Annotated in this window: 25 protein-coding genes and 2 pseudogenes; 12 read left to right on the forward strand and 15 right to left on the reverse strand. The window is 72.5% G+C overall.

Annotated elements, in window-relative coordinates:
* The first annotated feature begins 40 nt into the window (after nucleotides 1–40).
* A complete protein-coding gene (locus tag AB0N07_RS35430; RefSeq protein WP_365842364.1) occupies nucleotides 41–430 on the forward strand; it encodes a glutaredoxin domain-containing protein in 390 nt (129 codons plus the stop codon).
* Nucleotides 431–462: 32 nt separating this feature from the next.
* Here AB0N07_RS35430 and AB0N07_RS35435 read toward each other — a convergent pair whose 3' ends face one another.
* Together AB0N07_RS35435 and AB0N07_RS35440 are read right to left on the reverse strand one after the other, a co-directional pair.
* A complete protein-coding gene (locus AB0N07_RS35435; protein WP_365842284.1) occupies nucleotides 463–1,272 on the reverse strand; it encodes a putative protein N(5)-glutamine methyltransferase in 810 nt (269 codons plus the stop codon).
* Nucleotides 1,273–1,447: 175 nt separating this feature from the next.
* Nucleotides 1,448–2,521 (reverse strand): hypothetical protein, encoded by a 1,074-nt coding sequence (locus AB0N07_RS35440; protein ID WP_365842286.1) that lies wholly within the window; start codon nucleotides 2,519–2,521, stop codon nucleotides 1,448–1,450.
* Between the two features lie 103 nt (nucleotides 2,522–2,624).
* Between AB0N07_RS35440 and AB0N07_RS35445 the strand changes: the two genes are divergently transcribed.
* Nucleotides 2,625–3,062, forward strand: coding sequence for a MarR family winged helix-turn-helix transcriptional regulator (locus AB0N07_RS35445; RefSeq protein WP_365842288.1), 438 nt, complete (start codon nucleotides 2,625–2,627; stop codon nucleotides 3,060–3,062).
* Here the strand turns inward: AB0N07_RS35445 and AB0N07_RS35450 are convergent.
* A complete protein-coding gene (locus tag AB0N07_RS35450) occupies nucleotides 3,059–3,769 on the reverse strand; it encodes a GNAT family N-acetyltransferase (RefSeq protein WP_365842290.1) in 711 nt (236 codons plus the stop codon). The two genes, AB0N07_RS35445 and AB0N07_RS35450, sit on opposite strands and share 4 nt — an antisense overlap.
* Nucleotides 3,766–4,680: an NADP-dependent oxidoreductase gene (locus AB0N07_RS35455; RefSeq protein WP_365842292.1), complete on the reverse strand. Its 915-nt coding sequence runs from the start codon at nucleotides 4,678–4,680 to the stop codon at nucleotides 3,766–3,768. Before AB0N07_RS35455 ends, AB0N07_RS35450 begins: the two co-directional genes overlap by 4 nt.
* Nucleotides 4,681–4,895: 215 nt before the next feature.
* Here AB0N07_RS35455 and AB0N07_RS35460 point away from each other — a divergent pair, with 215 nt between their 5' ends.
* The 3 genes from AB0N07_RS35460 (at nucleotide 4,896) to AB0N07_RS35470 (ending at nucleotide 7,023) form a co-directional block, all read left to right on the forward strand.
* The gene (locus AB0N07_RS35460; RefSeq protein ID WP_365842294.1) at nucleotides 4,896–5,501 is read left to right on the forward strand and encodes a sulfite oxidase-like oxidoreductase; all 606 of its coding nucleotides are present in this window, start codon (nucleotides 4,896–4,898) and stop codon (nucleotides 5,499–5,501) included.
* Between the two features lie 4 nt (nucleotides 5,502–5,505).
* A complete protein-coding gene (locus tag AB0N07_RS35465; RefSeq protein WP_365842366.1) occupies nucleotides 5,506–6,285 on the forward strand; it encodes a ferredoxin reductase in 780 nt (259 codons plus the stop codon).
* 156 nt (nucleotides 6,286–6,441) lie between these two features.
* Entirely contained in the window at nucleotides 6,442–7,023 is a 582-nt protein-coding gene (locus AB0N07_RS35470; RefSeq protein ID WP_365842296.1) for a hypothetical protein, read from the forward strand.
* A gap of 62 nt (nucleotides 7,024–7,085) precedes the next feature.
* Here AB0N07_RS35470 and AB0N07_RS35475 read toward each other — a convergent pair whose 3' ends face one another.
* From AB0N07_RS35475 to AB0N07_RS35485, 3 genes are all read right to left on the reverse strand, one after another.
* Complete coding sequence (locus tag AB0N07_RS35475) at nucleotides 7,086–7,295, reverse strand: hypothetical protein (protein WP_365842298.1); 210 nt, start codon at nucleotides 7,293–7,295, stop codon at nucleotides 7,086–7,088.
* A 75-nt stretch (nucleotides 7,296–7,370) separates the two neighbouring features.
* Nucleotides 7,371–7,724, reverse strand: a complete 354-nt coding sequence (locus AB0N07_RS35480; RefSeq protein ID WP_365842300.1) for a VOC family protein — start codon at nucleotides 7,722–7,724, stop codon at nucleotides 7,371–7,373.
* A 462-nt stretch (nucleotides 7,725–8,186) separates the two neighbouring features.
* Nucleotides 8,187–9,545 carry an 8-oxoguanine deaminase gene (locus AB0N07_RS35485; protein ID WP_365842302.1) on the reverse strand — a complete coding sequence of 453 codons (1,359 nt, stop codon included), beginning with the start codon at nucleotides 9,543–9,545 and terminating at the stop codon, nucleotides 8,187–8,189.
* A gap of 118 nt (nucleotides 9,546–9,663) precedes the next feature.
* Between AB0N07_RS35485 and AB0N07_RS35490 the strand changes: the two genes are divergently transcribed.
* The 4 genes from AB0N07_RS35490 to AB0N07_RS35505 all read left to right on the forward strand — a co-directional run bounded on the left by AB0N07_RS35490 (nucleotide 9,664) and on the right by AB0N07_RS35505 (nucleotide 13,190).
* Complete coding sequence (locus AB0N07_RS35490) at nucleotides 9,664–10,632, forward strand: acetylxylan esterase (RefSeq protein ID WP_365842304.1); 969 nt, start codon at nucleotides 9,664–9,666, stop codon at nucleotides 10,630–10,632.
* Between the two features lie 12 nt (nucleotides 10,633–10,644).
* Nucleotides 10,645–11,049, forward strand: a complete 405-nt coding sequence (locus AB0N07_RS35495; RefSeq protein WP_365842306.1) for a nuclear transport factor 2 family protein — start codon at nucleotides 10,645–10,647, stop codon at nucleotides 11,047–11,049.
* Between the two features lie 88 nt (nucleotides 11,050–11,137).
* Nucleotides 11,138–12,304, forward strand: coding sequence for a serine hydrolase domain-containing protein (locus AB0N07_RS35500; protein WP_365842308.1), 1,167 nt, complete (start codon nucleotides 11,138–11,140; stop codon nucleotides 12,302–12,304).
* 130 nt (nucleotides 12,305–12,434) lie between these two features.
* A complete protein-coding gene (locus tag AB0N07_RS35505; RefSeq protein ID WP_365842310.1) occupies nucleotides 12,435–13,190 on the forward strand; it encodes a GntR family transcriptional regulator in 756 nt (251 codons plus the stop codon).
* A 407-nt stretch (nucleotides 13,191–13,597) separates the two neighbouring features.
* Here AB0N07_RS35505 and AB0N07_RS35510 read toward each other — a convergent pair whose 3' ends face one another.
* Complete coding sequence (locus AB0N07_RS35510) at nucleotides 13,598–13,963, reverse strand: STAS domain-containing protein (protein WP_365842312.1); 366 nt, start codon at nucleotides 13,961–13,963, stop codon at nucleotides 13,598–13,600.
* Between the two features lie 127 nt (nucleotides 13,964–14,090).
* A pseudogene (locus AB0N07_RS35515) lies at nucleotides 14,091–14,501 on the reverse strand (MEDS domain-containing protein); the annotation flags it as partial.
* Between the two features lie 104 nt (nucleotides 14,502–14,605).
* On the opposite strand from AB0N07_RS35515, the gene AB0N07_RS35520 reads away from it, so the two are divergent.
* Nucleotides 14,606–16,681, forward strand: coding sequence for an AAA family ATPase (locus AB0N07_RS35520; protein WP_365842314.1), 2,076 nt, complete (start codon nucleotides 14,606–14,608; stop codon nucleotides 16,679–16,681).
* 18 nt (nucleotides 16,682–16,699) lie between these two features.
* Here AB0N07_RS35520 and AB0N07_RS35525 read toward each other — a convergent pair whose 3' ends face one another.
* On the reverse strand, nucleotides 16,700–17,425 hold the full coding sequence (locus AB0N07_RS35525) for a class I SAM-dependent methyltransferase (RefSeq protein WP_365842316.1): 726 nt from the start codon (nucleotides 17,423–17,425) through the stop codon (nucleotides 16,700–16,702).
* A 95-nt stretch (nucleotides 17,426–17,520) separates the two neighbouring features.
* Here AB0N07_RS35525 and AB0N07_RS35530 point away from each other — a divergent pair, with 95 nt between their 5' ends.
* Entirely contained in the window at nucleotides 17,521–17,916 is a 396-nt protein-coding gene (locus AB0N07_RS35530) for a nuclear transport factor 2 family protein (protein ID WP_365842318.1), read from the forward strand.
* 90 nt (nucleotides 17,917–18,006) lie between these two features.
* A pseudogene (locus AB0N07_RS35535) lies at nucleotides 18,007–18,129 on the forward strand (3-oxoacyl-ACP reductase); the annotation flags it as partial.
* Nucleotides 18,130–18,135: 6 nt separating this feature from the next.
* Here AB0N07_RS35535 and AB0N07_RS35540 read toward each other — a convergent pair.
* From AB0N07_RS35540 to AB0N07_RS35560, 5 genes are all read right to left on the reverse strand, one after another.
* A complete protein-coding gene (locus AB0N07_RS35540) occupies nucleotides 18,136–18,801 on the reverse strand; it encodes a DUF402 domain-containing protein (protein WP_365842320.1) in 666 nt (221 codons plus the stop codon).
* Nucleotides 18,802–18,860: 59 nt separating this feature from the next.
* Nucleotides 18,861–20,300, reverse strand: a complete 1,440-nt coding sequence (locus tag AB0N07_RS35545; protein ID WP_365842322.1) for an MFS transporter — start codon at nucleotides 20,298–20,300, stop codon at nucleotides 18,861–18,863.
* Nucleotides 20,301–20,472: 172 nt separating this feature from the next.
* Nucleotides 20,473–21,735: an RNA polymerase sigma factor gene (locus AB0N07_RS35550; RefSeq protein ID WP_365842324.1), complete on the reverse strand. Its 1,263-nt coding sequence runs from the start codon at nucleotides 21,733–21,735 to the stop codon at nucleotides 20,473–20,475.
* A complete protein-coding gene (locus AB0N07_RS35555) occupies nucleotides 21,732–22,010 on the reverse strand; it encodes a YciI family protein (RefSeq protein WP_365842326.1) in 279 nt (92 codons plus the stop codon). Before AB0N07_RS35555 ends, AB0N07_RS35550 begins: the two co-directional genes overlap by 4 nt.
* Entirely contained in the window at nucleotides 22,007–22,750 is a 744-nt protein-coding gene (locus tag AB0N07_RS35560; RefSeq protein WP_365842328.1) for an SgcJ/EcaC family oxidoreductase, read from the reverse strand. Before AB0N07_RS35560 ends, AB0N07_RS35555 begins: the two co-directional genes overlap by 4 nt.
* Nucleotides 22,751–22,775 lie beyond the last annotated feature (25 nt).

The raw sequence follows: 22,775 nt of genomic DNA on the forward strand, positions 1-22,775 counted from the left end.
TCTTGGCCCCGTGTCTTTCTGGGGGGGGCGCGGGCGCGCGGTGTCGGCGGGCGGGACCAGCCCCACCCGCCCCCCCCCCGCCGCCGTGGCCTTCCTGGCGGTGTTCGTGGCGTTCGCGGGCGTGAACTCGCCCCTGGTCTTCCCGCGGTCGATCGGTTGGCCGGAGGCACAGCGCCGCAGCGCGGTCGACGGCCGGCCGGTCGTCTTCTGGCGCCCCGGCTGCACGTACTGTCTGCGACTGCGCCTCCGACTGGGCCGCAGCGCCCGCCAGTTGTACTGGGTCGACATCTGGCGCGACCCGGCTGCCGCGGCGGCGGTGCGGGAAGCCAACGACGGCAACGAGACCGTACCGACCGTCGTCGTGGCGGGCCGACCGCACACCAACCCCGATCCGGCATGGGTGCGCGAACAGCTCTCCCCTTCCGCCTGACCGGGAGCGGTGTCCAATCCGCAAAGGCGGGTTCAGGGGCGGACACCGATCACGACATGGGCGTACAGCTCCTCGGAGGCCGCCAGGCGCACCCTCAACCCACCGGTGGTGAAGGCGTCCACGGCCGCCGCTGCCTGCCGTTCGCTCGTCTCGACCAGGAGGCAGCCGCCCGGGGCGAGCCAGCGGGACGCCTCGGCGGCGACCCGGCGCAGGACGTCGAGTCCGTCCGCGCCGCCGTCGAGCGCGACCAGCGGTTCGTGGTCACGGGCCTCCGCGGGCAGCAGGCCGACCTCGCCGGTGGGAACGTAGGGCACATTGGCCGCGAGGATGTCGATACGGCCCCGCAGCTCGTCCGGCAGCGCCGCGAACAGGTCGCCCTCGTGGACCCGGCCGCCGACGGCACCGACATTGCGGCGGGCGCACCGCACCGCGGCCGGATCGATGTCGGCGGCATGCAGTTCGACCTGGCCGAGCGCGGTGGCCAGGGCCGCGCCGACGGCGCCAGAGCCGCAGCACAGGTCCACGACGACGGATGCCTCGGGGGCCTGGGCGAGGGCCTGTTCGACGAGGAACTCGGTGCGGCGGCGGGGTACGAACACGCCGGGTCCCACGGCGATGCGCAACCCCCGGAACTCGGCCCAGCCGACGACGAGTTCGAGGGGAACTCCGGAGGCCCGGCGGTCGACGAGGGCGGACAGTTCCTCGGGCGTGCGCGCGGCGGCCAGGATCAACTCCGCCTCGTCCTCGGCGAAGACACAGCCCGCGGCGCGCAGCGCGACGACGACCGATTCACGGGTGGAGGGCGACGGCAGGGAGGAAGGTGAAGGAGACAAGGGAGGCATGAATGCCGAGAGCCTTTCGGTAAGCGAAGGGCGCTCTCGCGGTCGCCTACTGCCGACGGCCCGCGTCGACTCGAGGGGTGAGCACCCGACCTGACACAGCGGTAATGGGTCTCACCTCCTCGGTCTTCGGTGGCCGGGAGCTTCCACGGCCGGGCGCCAACATTACCGCAACGCGTCAGACGCCGACCGTCTCCTCGACCTCTTCCTCCGCTTCCTCCTCGGCCTTCAGTCCGGCCTTCTGCTCCTCGGCCACGCGGACCGGCGCGGCGGCGGTCACGGGCCCCTCGGCCCGGCCACGCGCACGCTCGTGGGCGGCGGCGATCGCCGTGACGGCGAGACCCAGCAGCAGCCACACGGTGAGCGTCCCTACGTTGCGGGACAGGCCGTCGCTGTGGAAGTACAGGAGGCTGCGGGCGCCCTCGACGAATCCGGCGCCGTTCCAGAAGGCGTGCAGGGTGCCGAAGAAGCCGTTCTGCAGGTCGGGGCGGAACAGTCCGCCGGAGCTGGTGAAGTTGAGCATGACGAACAGCACCATCATGGCGAGGGTGGTCCAGCGCTTGAGGAAGGTGTGCAGGCCGACGCCGACGAAGAGGATGCCGGCGGAGTAGAGCCAGGCCATCCCCCACAGGCTCGCGAGGTCGTGGTGGGCGAGGTGGAAGACGGGCCCGGCGAGCAGCGCACCGATACCGCTGACGACGGCGGAGACGCCGAGTGCCAGCAGGGCCCGCAGCCGCATGGGCAGGGCGGCGCCGGCGGCACCGAGCGCGGCGACAGAGGCGTAGGAGCCGATGCTCAGCGCGATCAGCAGGAAGAACAGGCCCTGCCCGGTGGGGTCGTCCTCGACCGGTGCGGCCACGTCGGTGACCTTGAGCGGGACGCCCTGCCCCGCGGCGATGGGCGTGAAGACCTTCTCCACGGCCGTGGCGTCCATGTCGGAGGCGGCGCTGGCGACCACCAGCTCCGGCGTCTTCGCGCTGGGCACGTAGGCGCCCGTGATGTCACGGGAGTCGAGCAGGCCGACGGCCTCGGAGCGGGTGGCGACCGTGCGGACGTCGAGCCTGTCCCCTGCCTTGTCCTTGACGGTCTGCGCGAACACCTTCGCATGCGGCCCGGAGCCGACGACGGCGACGGGCAGGTGGTGGGGCTCCGGGGTGACGAACGCCCCCATGTACGCGAGTCCCATGCCGATGCACATCAGCAGCGGGGTGATCAGGTGCGTGATCACGTGGCGCAGGGCCGGAGACCTCATGCTCACAACCTCCAGATGGTTTGCTTATACAACTCTGTCTTCAAGTTGTACTATACAACCAAGTGCGGTGGGATGGTATTCCGTGGTGAACGAGGGAGGCCCGGTGGAAGCAGACGAAGCCGTGGAGACGATCCAGCGAGAGATGACGGCCTTCGCCCGCCGCGCCCGCGCGTCGGCGGGCCGTATGCACCCCGAGCTGTCGCTGGTCTCGTACACGCTGCTCGGACATCTGGAGGAGAGCGGCGGCTGCCGGGCCACCGACCTGGCGGCGCACTACGCCCTGGACAAGTCCACGGTCAGCCGCCAGGTGGCCGCCCTGGAGCAGGCCCGGCTCATCGAGCGGCGCCTGGACCCGGACGACCACCGCGTCCAGGTCCTGCACCTGACCGAGGCCGGGCGCCGGATCCTCGCCCAGGTCACGGACAGCCGCCGGGCGGCCTTCCGGGAGCGGCTGGCGGAGTGGCCTGAGGAGGATCTACGGCGGTTCGCGGACTGTCTCGTGCGCTACAACGCCTGGACGCCACCGGACGGGGAGGGCTAAGAGGTCGCCAACTCCCTTTCGTCCGTGAGGGGTTCGGGAGCACGGGCCGCCAGGAACGCGGTGGTGCGGCGCAGCCGGAAGCCGAGGGACTCATAGAGGCGGATGGCGTTGGTGTTGCCCGCGCCGGTGTGCAGGAACGGGTTCTCGCCGCGCTCGCGGATGCCATGGGCCACCGCGAGGATCAGCCGGGTCGCGAGGCCCTCGCCGCGGAAGGCGGGGTCGGTGCACACCGCGCTGATCTCGGTCCAGCCCGGCGGGTGCAGCCGCTCCCCCGCCATCGCTATCAGGGCGCCGTCCCGGCGTATACCGAGGTAGGTGCCGAGCTCGACGGTGCGGGGCAGGAAGGGGCCCGGCCTGGTGCGCTCGACCAGGTCGAGCATCTCGGGCACGTCGGCGGCGCCGAGACGGACGGCCTCCGGGTCCGGTGCGGCGGCGATGCCGTCGTCGACGAGTTGCACGCCGTCCACATGGAAGGTGACGTCCCAGCCCGCAGGGAGCTCGCCGCAGTAGCCGGCGAGCGGCACCTCCGCCCCGGGGCCCGCGAGCGCCGCGAGGTCGGCCCAGTCATCGGGGCCGGGATCGTCGGGCAGCGCAAGCCACGGCGACACATCGGCGGGGTAGCGCAGCACCCGTCCGCGCCGCTCGGCGAAGTGCGCGTGCGGACCGGTCAGCGAGGCGAGGGCGGGGTTGTCCAGGACGTGGCTCACTTGGCGACCTCGATCACGATCTTGCCACGGGTGTGGCCTTCTTCAACGGCGCGCAGCGCCTCGCCGGCCCGCTCCAGCGGGAAGGTCTGCGTCACGTGGGGGTCCAGGTCGCCGCGCACCACGAGGTCGGCCGCCGCCGCGAGCCGCTCGGAGGTCCACGCCCGGGCGACGCGGGCGCCGCCCAGCTTCTCCACGACCTCGGGCGGGGCCCCGGCCGTGATGAGCCTGGTCCGGTCGGTGAGCAGCGTCGCCGCCTCCTCCAGGACGTCGCCGCCCACCAGGTCGTACACACCGTCGACACCTCCCGGTACGCGTCCGGTCCAGCCGGGGCCGGATGCCACGTGCTCGGCCCCGAGCGATGCGACGAAGTCCTTCTTGGCCTCGCTCGCGAGGCCAAGAGCCCGCAGACCGAGCGCGCGGGCGATCTGCACCGCCGCGACACCGACCCCGCCGCCCGCGCCGGTCACGAGGAGGGTGGCGCCGGCCGGCAGGTCGAGCTGGCGGATTCCGTCGTACGCCGTCACGGCCGCGACGGGCAAGGTGGCGGCGTCGGTGAAGGAGAGCGCGTCGGGCTTGTGCGCGATCAGGTCGACCGACAGCAGCGCGTACTCGGAGTACCCGCCGAGGACGGGACGGCCGAAGACCGCGTCCCCGACGGCGAACCCCTCGACTCCCTCGCCGACCTGCTCCACGACGCCGGAGACCTCGTTGCCGAAGTAGGCGGGGAAGTCGCGCTCGCCGCTCTCGCCGGAGCGGCGGTAGCCGGTGCGTTGCTTCCAGTCCACGGGGTTCACCCCCGCGGCACGCACCGCGACCAGCACCTGACCAGGGCCGGGGCTCGGCCGGTCCACGTCGACGAGGGCCTCGGCCTCCGGTCCGCCGTAGCGCGTGAAGACGTACGCCTTGGGCATCTGCTCCCACTCTCCTTCGCTGCCGCCAGGTCACCGGTTGTACGGGGCACCGGTTCCGGCACCAGTCCGCAAGGACGATCAGGCACCGGCTATTCCCGGGACGCCGGAGTCTTCATACGGCCTTAACGATCGCGGGCCGACCCGGGACGGGAGCACGCCTGACGAGCACGTACCGTTGAATGCGTCAGCAATCACTTCCGTCCCGCTGGATCCGTATGAACGTCACCCGAGGCTTCACCGGGCGCGCCCGCGTCGGCAATCCGGGCCTGCCGCCCGGTCAGTACGACGCGGGCGACGACTGGCCCGTCCTGTCCGCCGAGGTCACTCCCGAACTGGCGCCCGCCGACTGGACCTTCCGGGTCGACGGCCTGGTGGAACAGCCGCACACCTGGGACTGGGAGCAGGCGCACACGCTGCCGGCGTCGTCGTACGAGGGCGACATCCACTGCGTGACGAGCTGGTCGAAGTTCGGGGTGCGGTTCACGGGCGTGTCCCTGGACGCCTTCCTCGACGAGGTGCGCCCCCATGCGTCGGCCACCCATGCCGTCGCCTACTCGCACACCGGCTACACCACCAACCTCCCCCTCGCGGACCTGACCGGCGGGCGGGCCTGGATCGCCTGGGAGTACTACGGGCAGCCCCTCGCCCCCGAGCACGGCGGTCCCGCCCGGCTGCTGGTGCCGCACCTGTACTTCTGGAAGAGCGCCAAGTGGATCGCGGGCCTGACGCTCCTCGACCACGACGAGCCGGGCTTCTGGGAACAGAACGGCTACCACGCGCGCGGCAACCCCTGGCAGGAGCAGCGGTACTCCGGTGACTGAGCAACTGACGCAGCCGTCCCCTTCTTCCGGTTCCCCCGGTTTCACTCCCCCGACCCGTTTCGCGGTGCCCGGCAGAATCGCCGTGAGCAACCGGGCGGCCTCGGTGTGGCAGACCGCCACGCTCACCGAGATCCGCCGCGAGACCCCGCACGCGGCCACCTTCCGCTTCGCGGTGCCCGACTGGGAGGGGCATCTGCCCGGCCAGCACCTGATGCTGCGGCTGACCGCACCGGACGGCTATGTGGCCCAGCGCCACTATTCGATCGCGTCCGCGCCCGACGAGCCGGGGCACATCGAACTGACCCTGGACCATGTGGAGGGCGGCGAGGTCTCCGGCTGGTTCCACACCGTGGCCGAGCCCGGCGACCAGGTCGAGGTGCGCGGCCCGCTGAGCGGCTTCTTCGCCTGGCCGGGCGACCGGCCCGCGCTGCTGCTCGGGGCCGGCTCCGGGGTCGTACCGCTGATGTCGATGGTGCGGCACCACCGGGCGCGCGGGCTGGACGTGCCACTGCGGCTGCTGGTGTCCGCACGCAGCCCCGAAGAGCTCATCTACGCTCGGGAGTTCGGCGCCGAGACGACACCCGTGTTCACGCGCCGCGCACCGGCCGGCGCGCCCGTGGGACGTATGACCGCCGCACATCTGGCACCGCTCCTGGCCGAGCAACCCCCAGGCGGGTGGGAGGCCTATGTCTGCGGCTCGAACGCCTTCGCCGAGCACGCCTCGCGACTGCTCGTCGAGGCGGGCCAGCCCGTGGACCGGATCCGGATCGAGCGCTTCGGCTGACGCTCCCAAGGGCCGGCGGCCCAGGAGATTGAGCGATCTCCCGTGGGCTGGGTACCCGATTCTCCTGGGCGCTCGCGCGGACACGCGGCGCGGAGGGACAATACGGACCAAAGGCGATACGGCCCCTCCGGCTCCGGCGACGGCGAGGAGGTGGACATGCAAACCCGGGTGTGCGGCTGGCGCTGGCGGCGCAATCCGCTGCGGCGCCGGTCGGACGTGGTCGAGGCGTGGACGACGCTGGTCGTCGCCGTCCTGTTGTTCGTGGGCGCGCCACTGGCGGGAGCGCTCGCGGGTTGGTGGGCCCATGACGAGGCGCGGGCCCTGGCGGCGGCGCAGCGCGCCGAACGCCACCGGGTGCGGGCCGAGGTCTTCGGCGGGACACCCGAGAGGCTGCCGTCGGTGCAGAGCGGCCGGGATCATTCGTACCGCGTGGCTGTCCGCTGGATGGACGCGACCGGCACGCACACCGCGAACGCACGCGTTCCGGCGGGCACCAAGCACGGCGACACGGTCGACGTCTGGTTCGACGCCGAGGGCAGGGCCGTTCCCCCGCCGCCGGGCGAGACCCAGGTCTGGGAGCACACCGCGACCATCGGCATCTGCGCGGCAGGCGGCGCAGCCACCTGTGTGCTGCTGGCACAGACGGTCGTACGCCGGGTGTCCACCGGGCACCGCACGGCCGAGTGGGAACGGGAGTGGGCACGGACCGAGCCGGAGTGGACGCGGCGCCGGGCGTGACGCACGCGGAGACCTGCCCGCCAGGACGGCCGCGGGCAGACCACCGGGTGTCCGGTCGTTCGTCAGACGCGGCAGCGCAGCATCTCAAGCGGAGGGTTGGCGGTGAAGTCCGCCCAGAAATCCGCGCCGAACGTGCGCACGCCGGCGTCGGAGACCTTCAGCGGGACCCAGGTCGGCTCGCCGAACCAGGCCGCCCGCAGACACTGTTCGTGGACCTCGTAGCGCACACCGAGCGGATCGCGCTCTTCCAACTTCCTTGCCGCAGCGATCATTTCGCCGGAGATGTCGATTCCTAGTACGTCCGCGGCGCCGCGCCGCTTGAACTCCCTGCCAGGGACGCGGCGCGCTCACATGGGCTGCCACAGCTCGATCTTGTTGCCCTCAGGGTCGGTGACCCAGCCGAATCGGCCGACGCCCTCCATGTCCTGTGTTTCTTCGGCCACGTCCGCTCCCTTGGCGCGCAGTTGCGCGAGCATCGCATCCAGGTCGCGGACCCGGAAGTTGAGCATGGTCCACTGGGTGCGGGACCCGAAGTAGTCGGTCTCGGACTCGAACGCCGCGAAGACCGTCGGCCCGGCCTCCGGACGCCACAGACCGTTCTCGTCGGCGTCGAGACCCAGGCAGTCGCGGTACCAAGCGCTCAGGGCCGCCGGATCGGCGGCGCGCAGGAAGTAACCACCGATTCCAAGCACACGTTCCATGCAGCCATCCTGCCAGGACGGCGATGGGCCGAGTCGGCACCACGCCTGCTTGCCCCCGTCTCGATCGAGGGCGAACAAGCCTTGAACCAGGCGACGTTGACGTGAAAGGCCCGAGCCGTTGCGGTCGATGACGTAGGTGGCGGGCAGCGGGAGGGTGCGCGAGTGGCCGTAGTTGAGACGGCCGGAGTCCGCCACGTTCTGGTTGGAAACCGTCGCCGGCCGCCTACCACCACGCCGTCGAACGCGTCGGCGTTCGGCCTGAGCAGGCGGTGTTGGTCGCCGTGCATCCCTGGGACATCGACGGGGCGCGGAGAGCCGAGCGGTGACAACGCCAAGACCTCCGGCCCCGGGCCGGCGCCGCATCGGGGCACCGCCATCGGCGTCACGCTGGACCACACGTGCCCCGCCACCGACCCGGGCCCCGCGGGCTTCTGCATCGCTCTGTCCGCTCAGGTCCTCCGGTTACACCTCCTGCTGCATCCTCCGCGCGATCCGCCCGTGGTCCCGCAGCGCGTCCGTCAGGCCTGGTAGCACCGGTTCGCCCCGGTCGACGAGGATCCGGCCCCCGACCATCGTCGTCCGGGCACGGGCCGGACCGCAGCGCAGCCACGCCTCGACGGGGTCGCTCAACGCCCCCGCGAGGGCGACCTCGTGGAGATCCCAGACGACCAGGTCGGCGCAGGCTCCCGGGCGCAGATGGCCCAACTCGTCGGCGCGGCCCAGGCATTGGGCCGAGCCGCGGGTGGCGATGTCGAGGGCGTCGCGTGCGGTCATCGCGCCGGGGCCGCCGCGGTAGCGGCCCAGCAGCAGGGCACCCCGCGTCTCCATCCAGAGGGAGGCGTGGTCCGTGGAGGCGGAGCCGTCGCAGCCGATGCCGACGGGCAGGCCGAGTTCGCGCATCTCCTTGACGCGCGCGGTGCCGCCGCCGATGAGCATGTTGGAACTGGGACAGTGCGCGACGCCGACGCCCGCTGCCGCGAGCCGGCCGAGCTCGTCGTCGTCGGGGTAGATGCAGTGGGCGACCCAGGTGCGGTCGCTCATCCAGCCGCAGTCCTCGAAGTACTCCACGGGCCGGCAGCCGTAGGTCTCCAGGCAGTAGGTGTCCTCGTCGTGGTCCTCGGCGAGGTGGGTGTGCAGGCGTACGTCGTGCCGCTCGGCGAGTTCCGCGGTCGCCGTCATGACGTCCTTGGTCACCGAGAACGGCGAGCAGGGCGCGAGCGCGACCCGGATCAGTGCGCCCGGCGCCGGGTCGTGGTGGGCCTTGATCAGCCGCTCGCTGTCGGCGAGCACCTCGTCGACGGTCTGGGTGACGCTCCTGGGCGGCAGTCCCCCGTCCTCGACGGAGCGGGTCATGGAGCCGCGGGTCGCGTGGAAGCGGAAACCGATGTCTCGGGCGGCGCGGATCTCGGCGTCGACGAGGTGCGGGCGGGGGTGGACGTACAGGTGGTCGGAGGAGGTGGTGCAGCCGCCCATCAGCAGTTCGGCCATGCCGACATACGCCGACACGTAGGCGGCCTCTTCGTCGAGGGCGGACCACAGCGGGTAGAGGGTGGTCAGCCAGTCGAAGAGGGTGCCGCGCACGGCGGGGGCGTAGGAGCGCGTGAGGTTCTGGTAGATGTGATGGTGCGTGTTGATCAGGCCGGGAGTGACCAGCCGTCCGGCCGCGGAGACGGTCGTAAGGGCCTCGGGCTCGGTCCCCGCAGTGCCCACGGCGGTGACCCGACCATTGCCGACGGCCACCCAGCCGCCCGGGATCTCCCTCTCCCCGTCCACGACCAGCAGACCGGCGTCCTTGACCAGCAGATCCACGGCTGACGTCATGGCGCCCATCGTAGACAGGTACGGCCGGAAAGACCTGGCGAGTCGTCCGAGGACCCACGTACGGTGTGATCATCCGCAGTGTCCCTTGGTAACTGTCTCTTCGCAAAGGCGGTCCTACATGGCCCTGTTCGACCTCCCCCTCGACGAGCTCCGCGACTACCGCAGCGAGTCCGTCGAGCCCGAGGACTTCGACGCGTTCTGGTCCAAGACCCTGCAGGAGACCCGCGAGCACGACCTGGACGCCCGTTTCGAACCGGTCGACACGGGCCTGACGACGGTCGACGTGTACGACGTGACGTTCGCGGGGTTCGGCGGGCACCCGGTGAAGGGCTGGCTGACGCTGCCCGCCGCGGCCGAGGAGCCGATACCGCTGGTCGTGGAGTTCATCGGCTACGGCGGCGGGCGCGGCCTGCCGCACGAACACCTGCTGTGGGCGTCCACGGGCCGGGCGCACTTCGTGATGGACACGCGCGGGCAGGGCAGCGGCTGGGGCGGAGGCGGCGGCACCGCGGACCCGGTGGGCGGTGCGCCCGCCTACCCCGGATTCATGACCCGCGGCATCGACGCGCCCGAGAACTACTACTACCGGCGGGTGTTCACGGACGCGGTGCGGGCCGTCGAGGCGGCCCGCTCACACCCTCTGACCGACGCCTCCCGCACGGTCGCCCTCGGTGGCAGCCAGGGCGGCGGCATCACGATCGCGGTGGGCGGTCTGGTTCCGGATCTGGCCGCGGTCGCCCCGGACGTGCCGTTCCTGTGCGACTACCCGCGCGCGGCGACGGTGACGGACCGGCACCCGTACCGTGAGATCGGCCTGTTCCTCAAGACCCACCGCGGCCGCACCGCGGACGCCCTGCGCACCCTGTCCTACTTCGACGGCGTCCACTTCGCCTCCCGCGGTCGCGCCCCCGCCCTGTTCTCGGCGGCCCTGGAGGACCAGACCTGCCCTCCGTCCACCGTCTTCGCCGCGTTCAACGCCTGGGCGCACGACGACAAGGCGATCGAGGTGTACGACTTCAACGACCATGAGGGCGGTGGGCCTTTCCAGGAGGCGGCCAAGCTGAAGTGGCTGCGGTCGTACGTGTGAGGAGCGAGCGGCATGGATACGCCTGAGGCCGCCGAACGCTTCGTGCGCGTCTGGGAGCGGGGGTGGGCGGTGCACGACGTGGACGCGCTCCTTGAGCTGTATGCCGAGGAGTGCGTCCACCGCTCGATGCCGTTCCGCGAGCCGCACCGGGGGCGGGGCGAGCTGGCCGGGTATCTGCGGTGGTCGTTCGCCCGGGAGCGGGTGACGGACGTGCGGTTCTCGCCGCCGGTCGTGGGCCAGGACGGGGTGGCGGTGGCCGAGTTCCGTGTGCTGGCCGAGGAGGACGGTGTCGCCTCGGCCCTTGCAGGCTGTGTGTTCGTGCGGTTCGACGGGGCGGGCCTGGCCGTCGAGACGCGGGACTACTGGCATACGGCCGACGGTCACCAGGAGCCTGCCGGGAAGCTGTTCCTCCTCTGAGCTTCCCTCCAGTCCGACCAGTCGGTACGTTCAGGGAGCCGGGCCGCAGCGTGGCGACCCGGGTTTCCGGCGGACGACGGAGGGCCCCATGGCGGAGCGCGAACCAGAGGTTCACGGTCACTGCGACGAGCGGTTCGCGGTGGTGCGGACGGCACTGGAGGAGAACTTCCGGGAGCGGGCGGAGCTCGGCGCCGCGGTCGCCGTCAGCGTCGGCGGCACGACCGTCGTGGATCTGTGGGGCGGCTGGGCCGATGCGGCGCGCACCCGGCCCTGGGAGCGCGACACGCTGGTCAATGTGTGGTCGACGACCAAGGGGCCGGTCGCGCTGTGCGCGCACATCCTCGCCGACCGGGGGCTGCTGGACTTCGACGCGCCGGTGGCCGCGTACTGGCCCGAGTTCGCCGCGGCCGGCAAGGACAAGGTCCTCGTACGGCATCTGCTGTCGCACCGGGCGGGACTGTCCGGTCTGCGTGAGCCGCACTCGCTGGAGGAGCTGTACGACTGGGAGTTGACCACGCAGCGGCTCGCGGCGACGGCGCCCTGGTGGGAGCCCGGGACGCGGTCCGGGTATCACGCGTTCACCTACGGCTTCCTGGTCGGTGAGGTCGTGCGCCGCGTCTCGGGGCTGTTGCCGGGGGCCTTTCTGGAGCGGGAGGTGACCGGGCCGCTGGGGATCGACTTCACCGTCGGGCTGCCGGAGAAGGAGGCCGGGCGGGCGGCCGAGCTGGTGCATCCGCCGGCCGCGTCCAGCAGCGAACAGGCAGCGATCTTCAGCCAGTTGGGGCCGGAGGCGCTCGCCGCGCTGGCCAATCCGCTGGTGGGCGCGAGTGAGGCCAACACGCCCGAGTGGCGGGCCGCGGAGATCCCGGCCGCGAACGGTCACGGCACCGCGCGGGCGGTCGCCGCGCTGTACGGGATCTTCGCGGGCCGGGGCTCGTACGGCGGCCATCGCCTCCTGTCCCCCGAGGCGGCCGAGCGGGTGCGTGAGGGGCAGGGCAGCTGCGTGGACCTGGTGCTCGGCGCCGGGCTCGGGCATGAGACGGAGATCGGTCTCGGCCTGTGGCTGAGCGGCGCGAACGGCTCGTACGGGCCGAACCCGCGGGCTTTCGGACATGACGGCTTCGGCGGTTCCTGCGGGCTCGCCGACCCGGAGGCGGGCGTGTCGGTGGGCTATGTGATGAACCGGATGGGGCCTCATATCGCGGACGACCCGCGGAAGACGGCGCTGATCGAGGCCGTGTACCGGGCGCTGTGAACGGCGCTCGGTGCGGACCGGTTTCGGCCGAACCACCGGGTCGGTCTTCCCTGGTGGTTTAGACCAATGCTAGATCTGGTGGCGCAATGAGCCCGCACGGCTACGTTCTGTCACCAACAGGAGGCGCGGCATGGCCCGCACCACCCCGCACGACCCTCCCCTCGCCGAAGGCGATCGCCGAGGGGACCCGCTGTACTGGCGCGTCGCGACAAAGCTCCTCGGCGAGCTGCGCGACGGCACCGTCCCACCAGGTGAACGCCTGCCGGGCGAACGGCAGCTGGCCGGGCACTTCGGCGTCAGCAGGGAGACCGTCCGGCAGGCACTGGAGGTGCTGCGCCGGGACGGCCTGGTCGCCACCGACCGGCGGGGCAGCCACGCCGTGCTGCCCGGCCTGCCGGTGGAGACGGCGTCCTCGCTGACCTTCCCGGTCGGCGCCCGGGTCGCGGACCCGTGTGCCGTCGACCGGGCCACGGTCACCTGGGAGACTCCCCCGCCCGAACACGCCGAGGCCTTGGGGCTCGCCCCGCGCTCGCAGACGCTCGTGCACCGCTACGAGTCGGCCGGCGCCGACGGCCGCGGCCGCCGCACGGCGGTGACCTCGTTCTCCGCGGTGGCGCTCGCCGAGGTCGAGGAGCTGGCCCGCTACCGCGACCGCGCCGACGGCGCCGCCTCGGCCCAGCTGCGCCGCGCCTACGACTGGATGCGCAGGGCGGGCCTGACCCTGCACCACCGGGACTCCATCACTCCGCTCGCGGACGCGCCCTCGGTGCGGGTCAGACGGCGCGTGCACGACCAGTACGCGCGGCCGTTGGAGATCACCGACCTGGTGGTGGACGCCCAACCGGACGCGCTGGTCTACGAGTTCACGCTGCCCGCCGCGGGATGAGCGCGCCCCGGGCGGCGGAAGTACAGCCGTACGACGGAGCCCGAGGAGTCGAGGTCGTCGGCGACCAGACACTCGACTGCCGCACCAGCCACACGCCGTGTCCGCCGCCGTGGGGGACGGCGTTGACGACTGTTTCGTGCACTGCCGTCACCCGGTCGTACGTTTGCCGCTCGGTCACGCACAAGCGGCGGGCGTACGCGGCGAGGGCGCGGCGGACGGCGGCGGTGCGGCCGCAGGCGAAAGGGATCCCTTTGCCGCGGCGGACAGGCGGGCCGTGGCGTGCTCGTCGCACTCGGCGCGGAATCCCGACCGGGTCGCCCGCGGCCAGCCCGCCGCGGACGAAGGCGGCTGCGGTGTCGCGGAACCGGTCGTCCGAGGCGTAGTGCGCGCCTGGTGGACGAAGCGGGTCAGGGTCCTTCTCCGTCCTGCGCTTCCGGTTCGATGTACAGGCCCGGCACCCGGTCCCAGCCGGTCACCCGCATCACCCGCTGGACGTGCGGGGCGACTCCGGACAGTTCGAGGGTGCCGCCCGCCGGGTACAGGGCGAGTGCCGTGAACACCAGCAGGCGCAGCGCGCCGACGTCGATGAAACGCAGCTCGTGCAGGTCGAGACGGATGCGGGCGCCGTCCGCGGCGCGGGCCCGGGCGCGGGCCGTCTCGGTGTGCAGGGCCCGGGCGACGGCCGTGACGTTGGTGTCGTCGACCTCTCCGGCGAGGGCGAGGCCGGGGGGTGCGAAGGTGCGGGTGATGGCGAGGAGGTCGTCGCGCCACACGTCGTCGGCGCCGACCCGCCCGTGGTGCAGGCCGGCGAGCGGCTTGAGTTCCGTCTCGTCGAAGATGCGGCGGTCGTACTGGCAGATGCCGAGGACCGGCAGCGAGGAGAAGACGGGGGTCGAGCAGCAGCTCGCTGTCGTGCAGTGTCTTGAGTTCCCTGCCGGCCCGGGCGCGCAGGATCTCCGTGCACACCCGCAGACCGAGGAAGCCGTCGCCGACGGCGCGGCGGGTCTCGCGGCGGATCACCTCGTCCAGGTCCCACAGTCCCTCGGGGCCGGCGAGGTGCGGGTCGACGCACAGCCGGCCGGCCGCGAGTTCCTCGTCGACCCGGCAGCCGTGCGCCTCCAGGAAGGACAGGGCGACACCGGCTGGGATGTCGGCGGGCGGCAGCAGGAGTCCGCGCTGCCCGCTGGCCAGGCCGTCCAGCAGAAACGCGACAAGGACGGTCTCGCGCTCCTCGTCCGTGTCGTAGCCGAGGAGCAGGTGGTCTCCGTGGCGCATCTGCCCCACGGTTTTCAGGGTGGGTGTGACGGCCATCCCCGTACCTCCCTCGGTGGACGGACCGCTTCCACGCTACGCCGGAAGCAGCCCTGCCGTGAGGGGTTATCGTGTCCGCCATCGGTTCCGGGTGAGGGGGGACGATGGCGGCCTCTGTGCAGGGCGGCAGGATCGGCAACCTTCCCGCCGAGGCGAACGCTTTCGTCGGCCGTCGGCTCGAACTCGCCGAAATAGCGGGGCTGTTGGGGACCGAGCGGCTGGTGACGCTGACGGGGCCCGGGGGTGTCGGCAAGTCCCGCCTCGCGCTACGGGCCGCACACGTCGCGAAGGCCGGGTTCCCGGGCGGGACCTGGCTGGTGGAGCTGTCGGAGCTCAGGGATCCGGATCTGCTGACGAACACGGTGGCGCAGGCGACCCGGCTGACCGAGCAGACGCTGCGGCCACTGCTGCAGGCGGTGTCCGAACACCTCGCGGGGGCGCCCGTACTGCTCGTACTCGACACCTGTGAGCATGTCCTGGACGAGTGCGCGCGGGTCGCACAGGAACTGCTCGCGAGCATTCCGGAGTTGCGGGTTCTGGCCACCAGCCGGCAGCCGCTCGGTGTGCCCGGGGAGCATCTGCTGACGGTGGCGCCGCTGCCGCTCGGGGAACGCGACGACGCGGTGGCGCTGTTCATGACCCGCGCGGCGGCCGCGGTGCCGTCGTTCGCGCTCACCGACGCCAACCGGGCGCATGTGGCTGCGGTCTGCGCCCGGCTCGACGGGATCCCGCTGGCGCTGGAGCTGGCCGCCGTACGGCTGCGCGGCTTCCCCCTGCAGCGTCTGCTGGAGGGCCTGGACTCCCGCTTCGACCTGCTTGTCTCTCCCGCCCGGCCGCGCCTTGCCCGGCACCAGACGCTGCGCACCGCGATCGGCTGGAGCCATGAGCTGTGCACGCCGCTGGAGAGGCTGCTGTGGGCCCGGCTGTCGGTGTTCGCAGGCGGCTGGGACGTGGAGGCGGCCGAATTCGTGTGCCACGGCGGCCCTTTGGACGCGGAGGAGATCCTCGCGCTGCTCGCCTCGCTCACCGAGAAGTCCATCGTCACCCGGGACGGCGAGGGCGCGGCGGTGCGCTACCGGATGCTGGACACGGTCCGCTCGTTCGGCGCCGAGTGGCTGACCGGGCTGGGCGAGGCGGAGGCGGTGCGCCGCCGCCACCGGGACTACTTCCGCTGGATCGCCCGCCAGGGCGAGGCGGAGTGGCTGGGGCCCGGCCAGCGGATGTGGGCCGAGCGGCTGACCGCGGAACACGCCAATCTGCGCCTGGCGATCGAGGAGTGCCTGACCGCGCGCGAGCCCGAGACGGCGCTCGAACTCACCGGCACCCTCTGGTTCTTCTGGTTCGCCTGCGGCTTCGCCGAGGAGGGCCGCACCTATCTGGAGCGGGCGCTGCGCCACACCCCCGAAGACGGCGGGCCCGAGCACACTCTGGCGGTCTGGGCCCACCGGCTGGTCACCGTCGTCCCGGACGACCTGGAGGCGGCCGAGTCGGTGAGCGCCGCCTATGTGTGGCTGGCCGAGGAGCGTCGACTGCCGGTGCCCGCGCTGCCGTTGACCGGGGCCAGCCTGGCGGTGCGGGGCGAGTCGGCACGCTCGGCGGTGTTGTACGGGAGTGTCCGGCAGGCGCCTGCCGGGGACGGCGGCGCCGAATTCTTCCAGCTGCTGACGCTGGCCGTACAGGCGTATCTGCTGGCGAGCCAGGCCGCTTTCGAGCGGTGCGCGCCGGTCGCGGAGCGGCTGCGAGCCGAGTGCGCCAAGCGCGGGGAGCTGTGGATGCGGGCCTGGGGCGACTTCTTCGTCTCGCTCGCCGGGATCGGTCTCGGCCAACCGGACGAGGCGGTGCTCTCGGCGCGCGAGGCGCTGACCGCCAAGTGGCGGGTGCACGACCGGATCGGCGCGGCGGCGGTCGCCGACCTGCTGGTGGCCGCGCAGGCCTCGCGCGGTGAGGAGGAGCTCGCCGCCCGTCTCCTGGGCATCAGCCGGCGCCTGTGGCACGCGGCGGGTCTGCCGCAGCTCGGCAGGCCCGACCTGACGGTCTTCCACCGCGAGTACGAGCGCCGGCTGCGCGCCTCGCTGGGGGACGTCCGGTTCGACGAAGCGGTGCGCGAGGGGCGGGAGTTGGGGCCGGACGCGGCGATCGCACTGGCGCTGGGCGGAGTCGCCGACCCGAACGGCCTGTGACCGCTCTTCCCTCCCTGGTCAGGAACGGACGGCGACGACCATCCGCACGCGCGGGCTGCCGTCGCCGCGCCGCCCGAACTCCGGCAGCTCCTGAAGGCCCACGCGGAAACCTGCCCACTCCAGCTCCCGTCGCACGTCCCCGAGCCGGAAGGCCCGGTAGTACATGACGAACGGCGGCCGCCACAAGGCGTTGCGCACCCGCATGACGGCGTCGAATCCGAGCAGCATCCAGAACGCCGGGGAGGTTGGCCTCGGCGGGGCCAGGATGGGGAAGGCGAAGCTGCCGCCGGGCCGCAGCACGGAGTGGACCTGGGCGAACAGTCCCGGCAGTTCCCTGGGCAGGAAGTGCCCGAACGCCCCGAAGCTCACCACCAGGTCGAAGGCGCCCGGAGCGAACGGGAGCGCGCGGGCGTCCCCCCGCACCCAGGACACCGCCGGCGCGGCCGGCCGTACGCCCTGCCGGGCCACAGCGAGCATGCCCGCGCTGAAGTCGACCCCCGTGACGCTCCGCCGGCACACCCGCGCCAGCACACCGACTCCGGCCCCGGTGCCGCAGCACAGGTCCAGCCCCGCGTCGAAGGGCCCCGTCCGTGCCAGCGCCGAGGCGACGGCTTCGAGCACCGCGTCGGGGGTCCGGAAGGGGGTGTGGTCGAACTTCGGGGCGAGCAGGTCGTAGCCGTGCTCGACGGACGAGAGCGCCTGGACGGTGAGCTCACGCAGACTGGGACCTTCGGGGCTGAACATCAGCATCAGCTTAGGGGAACGGACCCTGGACACGCCCCCCGCAGCTGATTACTCTCATCAGCACATACTCAACTAGTTCACTATGAGGTGATCGGATGCGTGCGTTCCGCGAGGCGGTCGAGGCCGGCGACATGGACGCCGTCGAGGCGCTGCTGGCGGAGGACGTCGTCTTCACCAGCCCGGTGGTGTTCAAGCCCTACCCCGGCAAGGCGATCACCGCAGCGATCCTGCGCGCGGTCTCGCAGGTCTTCGAGGACTTCCGCTACGAGCGCGAGCTCGCCGGGGCCGATGGCCGCGACCACGCGCTGGTGTTCGCGGCGAGGGTGGGCGACCGTGAGCTGAGCGGCTGCGACTTCATCCACGTCGACGAGGCCGGCCTGATCGACGAACTGACCGTGATGGTGCGCCCGTTGTCCGCTGCGCAGGCCCTGGCGGCGGCCATGGGCGCACAGTTCGACCGGATCGAGAAGGAGGCGCAGGCGCGGGCCTGACGGCTCAGCCGGTCTTGAAGAGCAGCGTGGGGTGGTTCGGTTCCTTTCTGAGGCGTTCAGCGCGAGGTTCGACGGCGCCCCAGGGCCGCAGTGGCACCCCTGGTGGTCTGGCTGCCGTCCGACGAGGCGTCGTACGTCAACGGCGCGGGGATCACGGTCGACGGCGGGTACGCGGCGCACGGCGGGGTGAAGGCGATCACGAACGCGCTCGACGTCTGGTCAGGGAAGGCCGACGGTCAGCGTGTCGGCGGGCAGCGGAGGCGCCGGCCAGTGGGGTTCGGGGCGCCAGTTCCGCCAGCCCGAGGCTGCGGCGAAGGGACCCGTTCTCTCCTCGACCATGGCCGTCGCTTCCTCGCGGGCCTTCTCGACCGCCCGGTGATCGACCTCGGTCACGACCCCCAGCCGACGGCCGTGGGCGTACTCGTCCTCGTCCTTCCATCTCCACTGCGACAAGTCTGGGGCGATCACCAGGTCCAGGAGGAGGTCGAAGGTGTCGAAGCCGATCGGCGTGCGGCGCATCGGCTGCTGGAAGTTGACGTACCAGTGCGTCAGTCGGTGGCCGCCGGACGGGTCGTAGAAGGCGTGCACGCTGAACCAGACATCGGGTGGGACCCACTGGAGATGGGCGGTGCTCCGCCACGACCAGCGGTCGAGCTGCCAGCGGCCGTCGGCCAGGTTCGGCAGCGCCCGGGCCCGCGCAGCCTCGTCGCCTGTCAGCAGCCACTCGATCCAGGTCGTCGGCGCCAGCAGTTCCGCCCCGGGCCGCCCCCCGAGGACGAGCGCCTCGGGTCCGTCCTCGACGACGCGGAGGGCGTGTGCGCTCCACACCTTGGCGCGGAACACATCACGTCGAACTGCGGTCTCGCCCGGCCTCAACGCCCCCATGCCCCACCTCCCCACTCCACAACGCCTCGCGTCGGTGCGGAGGTTCCGCCGCGAGGTGATCACGAACGGACTCTGCGCCTCGTGGCCCCGGCTGCCGGCGTGGACCGCCTCTCGGGCCCGCGCGGCCTGCCCAGCAGTACCAGCGCGCAGCCCAGACCGGCCGCAGCAAGCGCGACGCATGCCGTGAACGCGGACCGGTACCCCTCGGTCAGGGCCGCGAGCCGTTCCGGCCCGTCGCTGTGGGAGAGGGCTACGGAGGTGACGACGGCGACCCCGAAGGCGCCGCCGATCTGGAAGGCGGCGGTGTTGATGCCGGAGGCCACCCCCGCCTCCCGCTCCCCCACGCCGGTCAGGGCGGCGATGGAACCCGCCACCGCGCAGGCGCCCAGGCCCGGTCCGAAGAGCAGCAGGCCGGGCAGCAGGTCGCGGACGAACGCGCCGTCCACCGGGACTCCGGCCAGCAGCAGGCTGCCCGCGCCGACCAGGGCGAGTCCGCCGACGGCGACCGGTCGGGCGCCGATGCGGGTGACCAGGGCCTGCCCGGCGTAGGAGCCGACGACGGCACCGACCGGCATCGCCACGTCGGCGAGACCGAACCGCAGGGGCGAGTAGCCGAGGACACCCTGTCCGTACTGGGACAGCGTGTACGACATCCCGAAGGCGGCGGCGCCGAGCAGGAAGACGACCAGGTTGCCGCCGCCGGCCGTCCGCGCACGCAGCAGGCGCAGCGGGACGAGGGGTGACGTGGACCGGGCCTCGATACGGATGAAGAGCGCGGCGAGCAGCACGGCGGCGGCAAGCAGGCCCGTCGTGCGCGCCGACAGCCATCCGGCGCGGGGCGCCTCGACGACGGCGTACACACCGCCGACGAGCGCGGCGGTGGCGGTGAGTGCGCCGGCCGGGTCGTAGGCGCGGGAGCGTGTCCCGGTGCGGCTCTCGCGCAGCAGGAGGGGACTCAGGGCCAGGAGGAGCAGTGCGACGGGGACGTTGAGGAAGAAGACCCATTCCCAGCCGAGTACGTCGGTGAGGGGTCCGCCGATCAGCAGGGCGGCGGTGGCGCCGAAGCCGCCGCTGCCGGACCAGATGGCGAGCGCCTTGTTGCGGTCGTGGCCCTCCTCGAAGGTGTCCACCAGGAGGGAGAGTGCGCTGGGTGCCATGACGGCGGCCGACACGCCCTGGACGGCGCGAGCCGCAATCAGCACTCCGGCACTCCACGCGCATCCGCACAGCAGCGAGGACAGCCCGAACAGGAGCGTTCCGGTCATGAAGACGCGGCGGCGGCCCAGCAGGTCGGCGGTGCGGCCGCCGAGGAGCAGCAGCCCGCCGAAGGTGAGCAGATAGGCACTCATCACCCACTGGGCACCGTCCGCGGACAGGCCGAGGCCGCGGCTGATCGACGGCAGGGCGAGCAGGACGATCTGCGCGTCGAGGATCACCATGAACCCGGCGACGCAGAGCAGGGCGAGCGCGTACCAGCGGCGGGCCTTGTCGGCGATCATGGTCAGCCTCCCAGCCGGAGGCCGGCCAGCCAGGCGTCGGGCGTGCCGGTGGTCGGTCGCGCCGGCCGCAGCGAGGCGAGGATCCGGCGGAGCCTGCTGGGGCGGGGGGGCGTGAGCGGTCATCGAGGCCTCCGGTGCCGTTGGGTTGTTTCACCCCACCGACGAACGGCCCCTACGCGGATCGACACTCCGCGAGCCGCTTCTCCAGAAACCTCCGCTCGGCGTCGTTCTCCACCAGCTCCAGCGCCCGTTCGTACGCCTCGGCGGCTCTTGCCGTACGTCCGCTGCGGCGCAGCAGGTCGGCGCGGGTGGCGGGCAGCAGGTGGTAGCCGGCCAGATCGCCTTCGTGTTCCAGTTCGGCGACCAGGGCGAGTCCCGCGTCGGGGCCCTCGGACATACCGACGGCCACGGCCCGGTTGAGGCGGACCACGGCGGAGGGCACGAAGCGGGCCAACTCGCCGTACAGTCCGGCGATATCGGCCCAGTCGGTGTCCTCGGCCGTGGCGGCTGCGGTGTGGCAGGCGGCGATGGCGGCCTGGATCTGGTACGGGCCGGGACTGCCGCGGCGCAGTGCCGTCTCCAGCAGAGCGGCGCCCTCGTCGATCTCGGCGCGGTCCCAGGCGGTGCGGTCCTGGTCCTCCAGGGTCACCAGTTCCCCGGCCGCGTCCACGCGCGTGTGTCTGCGGGCGTCGTGCAGCAGCAGAAGGGCGAGCAGGCCGAGCGTCTCGGGCTCGTCGGGCATCAGGCGGGCCAGCACGCGCGCGAGGCGGATTGCCTCCGCGCACAGGTCGGTGCGCACCAGGTCGCCGCCGGTGGTGGCCGCGTACCCCTCGTTGAACAGGAGGTAGAGCACCCCGAGCACGCCCGTGGTGCGTTCGGGCAGGAGGTGCGCGGGCGGCACCCGGTACGGGATGCCCGCGTTGCGGATCTTCTTCTTGGCGCGCACCAGGCGCTGCGCCATGGTGGCCTCGGGGACCAGGAAGGCGCGGGCGATCTCCGCAGTGGTCAGTCCCGCGAGGGTGCGCAGGGTCAGGGCGACCCGCGCCTCGATGGCCAGCGCGGGATGGCAGCAGGTGAAGACGAGTCGCAGCCGGTCGTCCTGGACGCCGCTGTCGTCGCCGTCGTGGTCGGGATCGGGGTCGTACGGTCCCTCGTCGCGCGCCAACACTGCCGCCTCCCGCAGTTTCGCCGCCCCCACCGCCTCCCGGCGCAGCACGTCGAGGGCGCGGTTGCGGGCGGTCGTGGTCAGCCAGGCTCCGGGGCGGCGCGGCACTCCGTCGTGCCGCCACCGGGTCAGGGCCTGGGCGAAGGCGTCCTGCGCGCACTCCTCGGCGAGGTCCCAGTCGCCGGTCACCCGGATCAGGGTGGCGACGACCTGGCCCCACTCCTCACGGAAGGCGGCGGCGACGGCCTCCTCGACGTCAGGCACGTTCACTCCCGTACCGGCCTCACCTCGACGGTGCCGCCGCCGAGGGCGGCGGAGTGCCGTGCGGCGAGGGCGATGGCCTCGTCGAGGTCGTCGGCCTCCACGAGGTCCACGCCCGCGATGTACTCCTCGGTGCGGGCGAACGGCCCGTCGCCGAGGAGGACTTCGTCGCCCGCGAGGCGCACGGTGGTGGCATCGGAGGGCGGCCGCAGGCGGGCGGTGACCCGTGTGGGGGCGGGCTCCTCCTCGTCCGCGGGCGCGCAGACGAACAGCACGTACTTCACGGCCTGTCCTTCGCCGGGTGGGCGTCCGGGGCGGGCGAGAGGTGCTCGTGGGTGATCAGCCAGCGCAGGCCCGCGTTGCGGTAGCCGGTGGTCACGCGCAGCACGTCGTCCACGGGGGTGCCGTCCGTGCGGGTGGCCCGCGTCCGCACGAGGGCATGGGCGAACGCGATGCTCTCGTCGACGTGGATGCGCAGCTCCAGGACCTCGCGGGTGACGGGCCCGGTGACGGTGGCGAACTCGTCCTCCACCGCCTTGCGGAAGGCGTCGAGGCCCTGCCGCCGGCCGCCGTCGGCGAGGTGGAAGATCTCGACGTCCGGCGCGTAGCAGGCCAGCATCCGCTCCACGTCGCGCTCGCGGGCCGCCTCGGTCAGCTCGGCGTCGAGCCGACGGATCGACGTCTCCTCGTCCTCCTCGTCCCACATCGGCCAGAACGGTCGTACCTCCATGGCCCCGATGGTGGCCACCGGGTGCTTGGCGGCGGCCTCCACGGCCTCCTCCAGGCTGTCGCACTCCAGGACGTCGAATCCGGCGACGTACTCCTTGGTCTCCGCGAACGGGCCGTCGGTGCGCAGCACCTCACCGTCGCGTACCCGCACGGTGACCGCCTCCGAGGGGAGGGCCAGCCGGTGGCCGTGCAGCCGGACGCTGCGGTCGCCGAGCTCCTCCACCCAGGGTTCGACGGGTGCCATGCCCGTGGCGTCGGCGGTGTCGTCGCCGCAGACGAGCAGCATGTACTTCATGGGTCCTCCCGGTCGTCATGAGCTT

The sequence above is a fragment of the Streptomyces sp. NPDC051172 genome (assembly GCF_040682555.1).
In the GTDB taxonomy this organism is placed as follows: Bacteria; Actinomycetota; Actinomycetes; order Streptomycetales; family Streptomycetaceae; genus Streptomyces.

What these genes read in the sequence shown, in the direction of transcription:
- AB0N07_RS35545 (WP_365842322.1), bottom strand. Translation starts at nt 20,300, where the DNA reads ATGATCGCCGACAAGGCCCGCCGCTGGTACGCGCTCGCCCTGCTCTGC.
- AB0N07_RS35470 (WP_365842296.1), top strand. Translation starts at nt 6,442, where the DNA reads ATGCAAACCCGGGTGTGCGGCTGGCGCTGGCGGCGCAATCCGCTGCGG.
- AB0N07_RS35520 (WP_365842314.1), top strand. Translation starts at nt 14,606, where the DNA reads ATGGCGGCCTCTGTGCAGGGCGGCAGGATCGGCAACCTTCCCGCCGAG.
- AB0N07_RS35495 (WP_365842306.1), top strand. Translation starts at nt 10,645, where the DNA reads ATGGATACGCCTGAGGCCGCCGAACGCTTCGTGCGCGTCTGGGAGCGG.
- AB0N07_RS35475 (WP_365842298.1), bottom strand. Translation starts at nt 7,295, where the DNA reads ATGATCGCTGCGGCAAGGAAGTTGGAAGAGCGCGATCCGCTCGGTGTG.
- AB0N07_RS35490 (WP_365842304.1), top strand. Translation starts at nt 9,664, where the DNA reads ATGGCCCTGTTCGACCTCCCCCTCGACGAGCTCCGCGACTACCGCAGC.
- AB0N07_RS35440 (WP_365842286.1), bottom strand. Translation starts at nt 2,521, where the DNA reads ATGAGGTCTCCGGCCCTGCGCCACGTGATCACGCACCTGATCACCCCG.
- AB0N07_RS35460 (WP_365842294.1), top strand. Translation starts at nt 4,896, where the DNA reads ATGAACGTCACCCGAGGCTTCACCGGGCGCGCCCGCGTCGGCAATCCG.
- AB0N07_RS35505 (WP_365842310.1), top strand. Translation starts at nt 12,435, where the DNA reads ATGGCCCGCACCACCCCGCACGACCCTCCCCTCGCCGAAGGCGATCGC.
- AB0N07_RS35500 (WP_365842308.1), top strand. Translation starts at nt 11,138, where the DNA reads ATGGCGGAGCGCGAACCAGAGGTTCACGGTCACTGCGACGAGCGGTTC.
- AB0N07_RS35530 (WP_365842318.1), top strand. Translation starts at nt 17,521, where the DNA reads ATGCGTGCGTTCCGCGAGGCGGTCGAGGCCGGCGACATGGACGCCGTC.
- AB0N07_RS35525 (WP_365842316.1), bottom strand. Translation starts at nt 17,425, where the DNA reads ATGTTCAGCCCCGAAGGTCCCAGTCTGCGTGAGCTCACCGTCCAGGCG.
- AB0N07_RS35455 (WP_365842292.1), bottom strand. Translation starts at nt 4,680, where the DNA reads ATGCCCAAGGCGTACGTCTTCACGCGCTACGGCGGACCGGAGGCCGAG.
- AB0N07_RS35540 (WP_365842320.1), bottom strand. Translation starts at nt 18,801, where the DNA reads ATGGGGGCGTTGAGGCCGGGCGAGACCGCAGTTCGACGTGATGTGTTC.
- AB0N07_RS35435 (WP_365842284.1), bottom strand. Translation starts at nt 1,272, where the DNA reads ATGCCTCCCTTGTCTCCTTCACCTTCCTCCCTGCCGTCGCCCTCCACC.
- AB0N07_RS35485 (WP_365842302.1), bottom strand. Translation starts at nt 9,545, where the DNA reads ATGACGTCAGCCGTGGATCTGCTGGTCAAGGACGCCGGTCTGCTGGTC.
- AB0N07_RS35560 (WP_365842328.1), bottom strand. Translation starts at nt 22,750, where the DNA reads ATGAAGTACATGCTGCTCGTCTGCGGCGACGACACCGCCGACGCCACG.
- AB0N07_RS35480 (WP_365842300.1), bottom strand. Translation starts at nt 7,724, where the DNA reads ATGGAACGTGTGCTTGGAATCGGTGGTTACTTCCTGCGCGCCGCCGAT.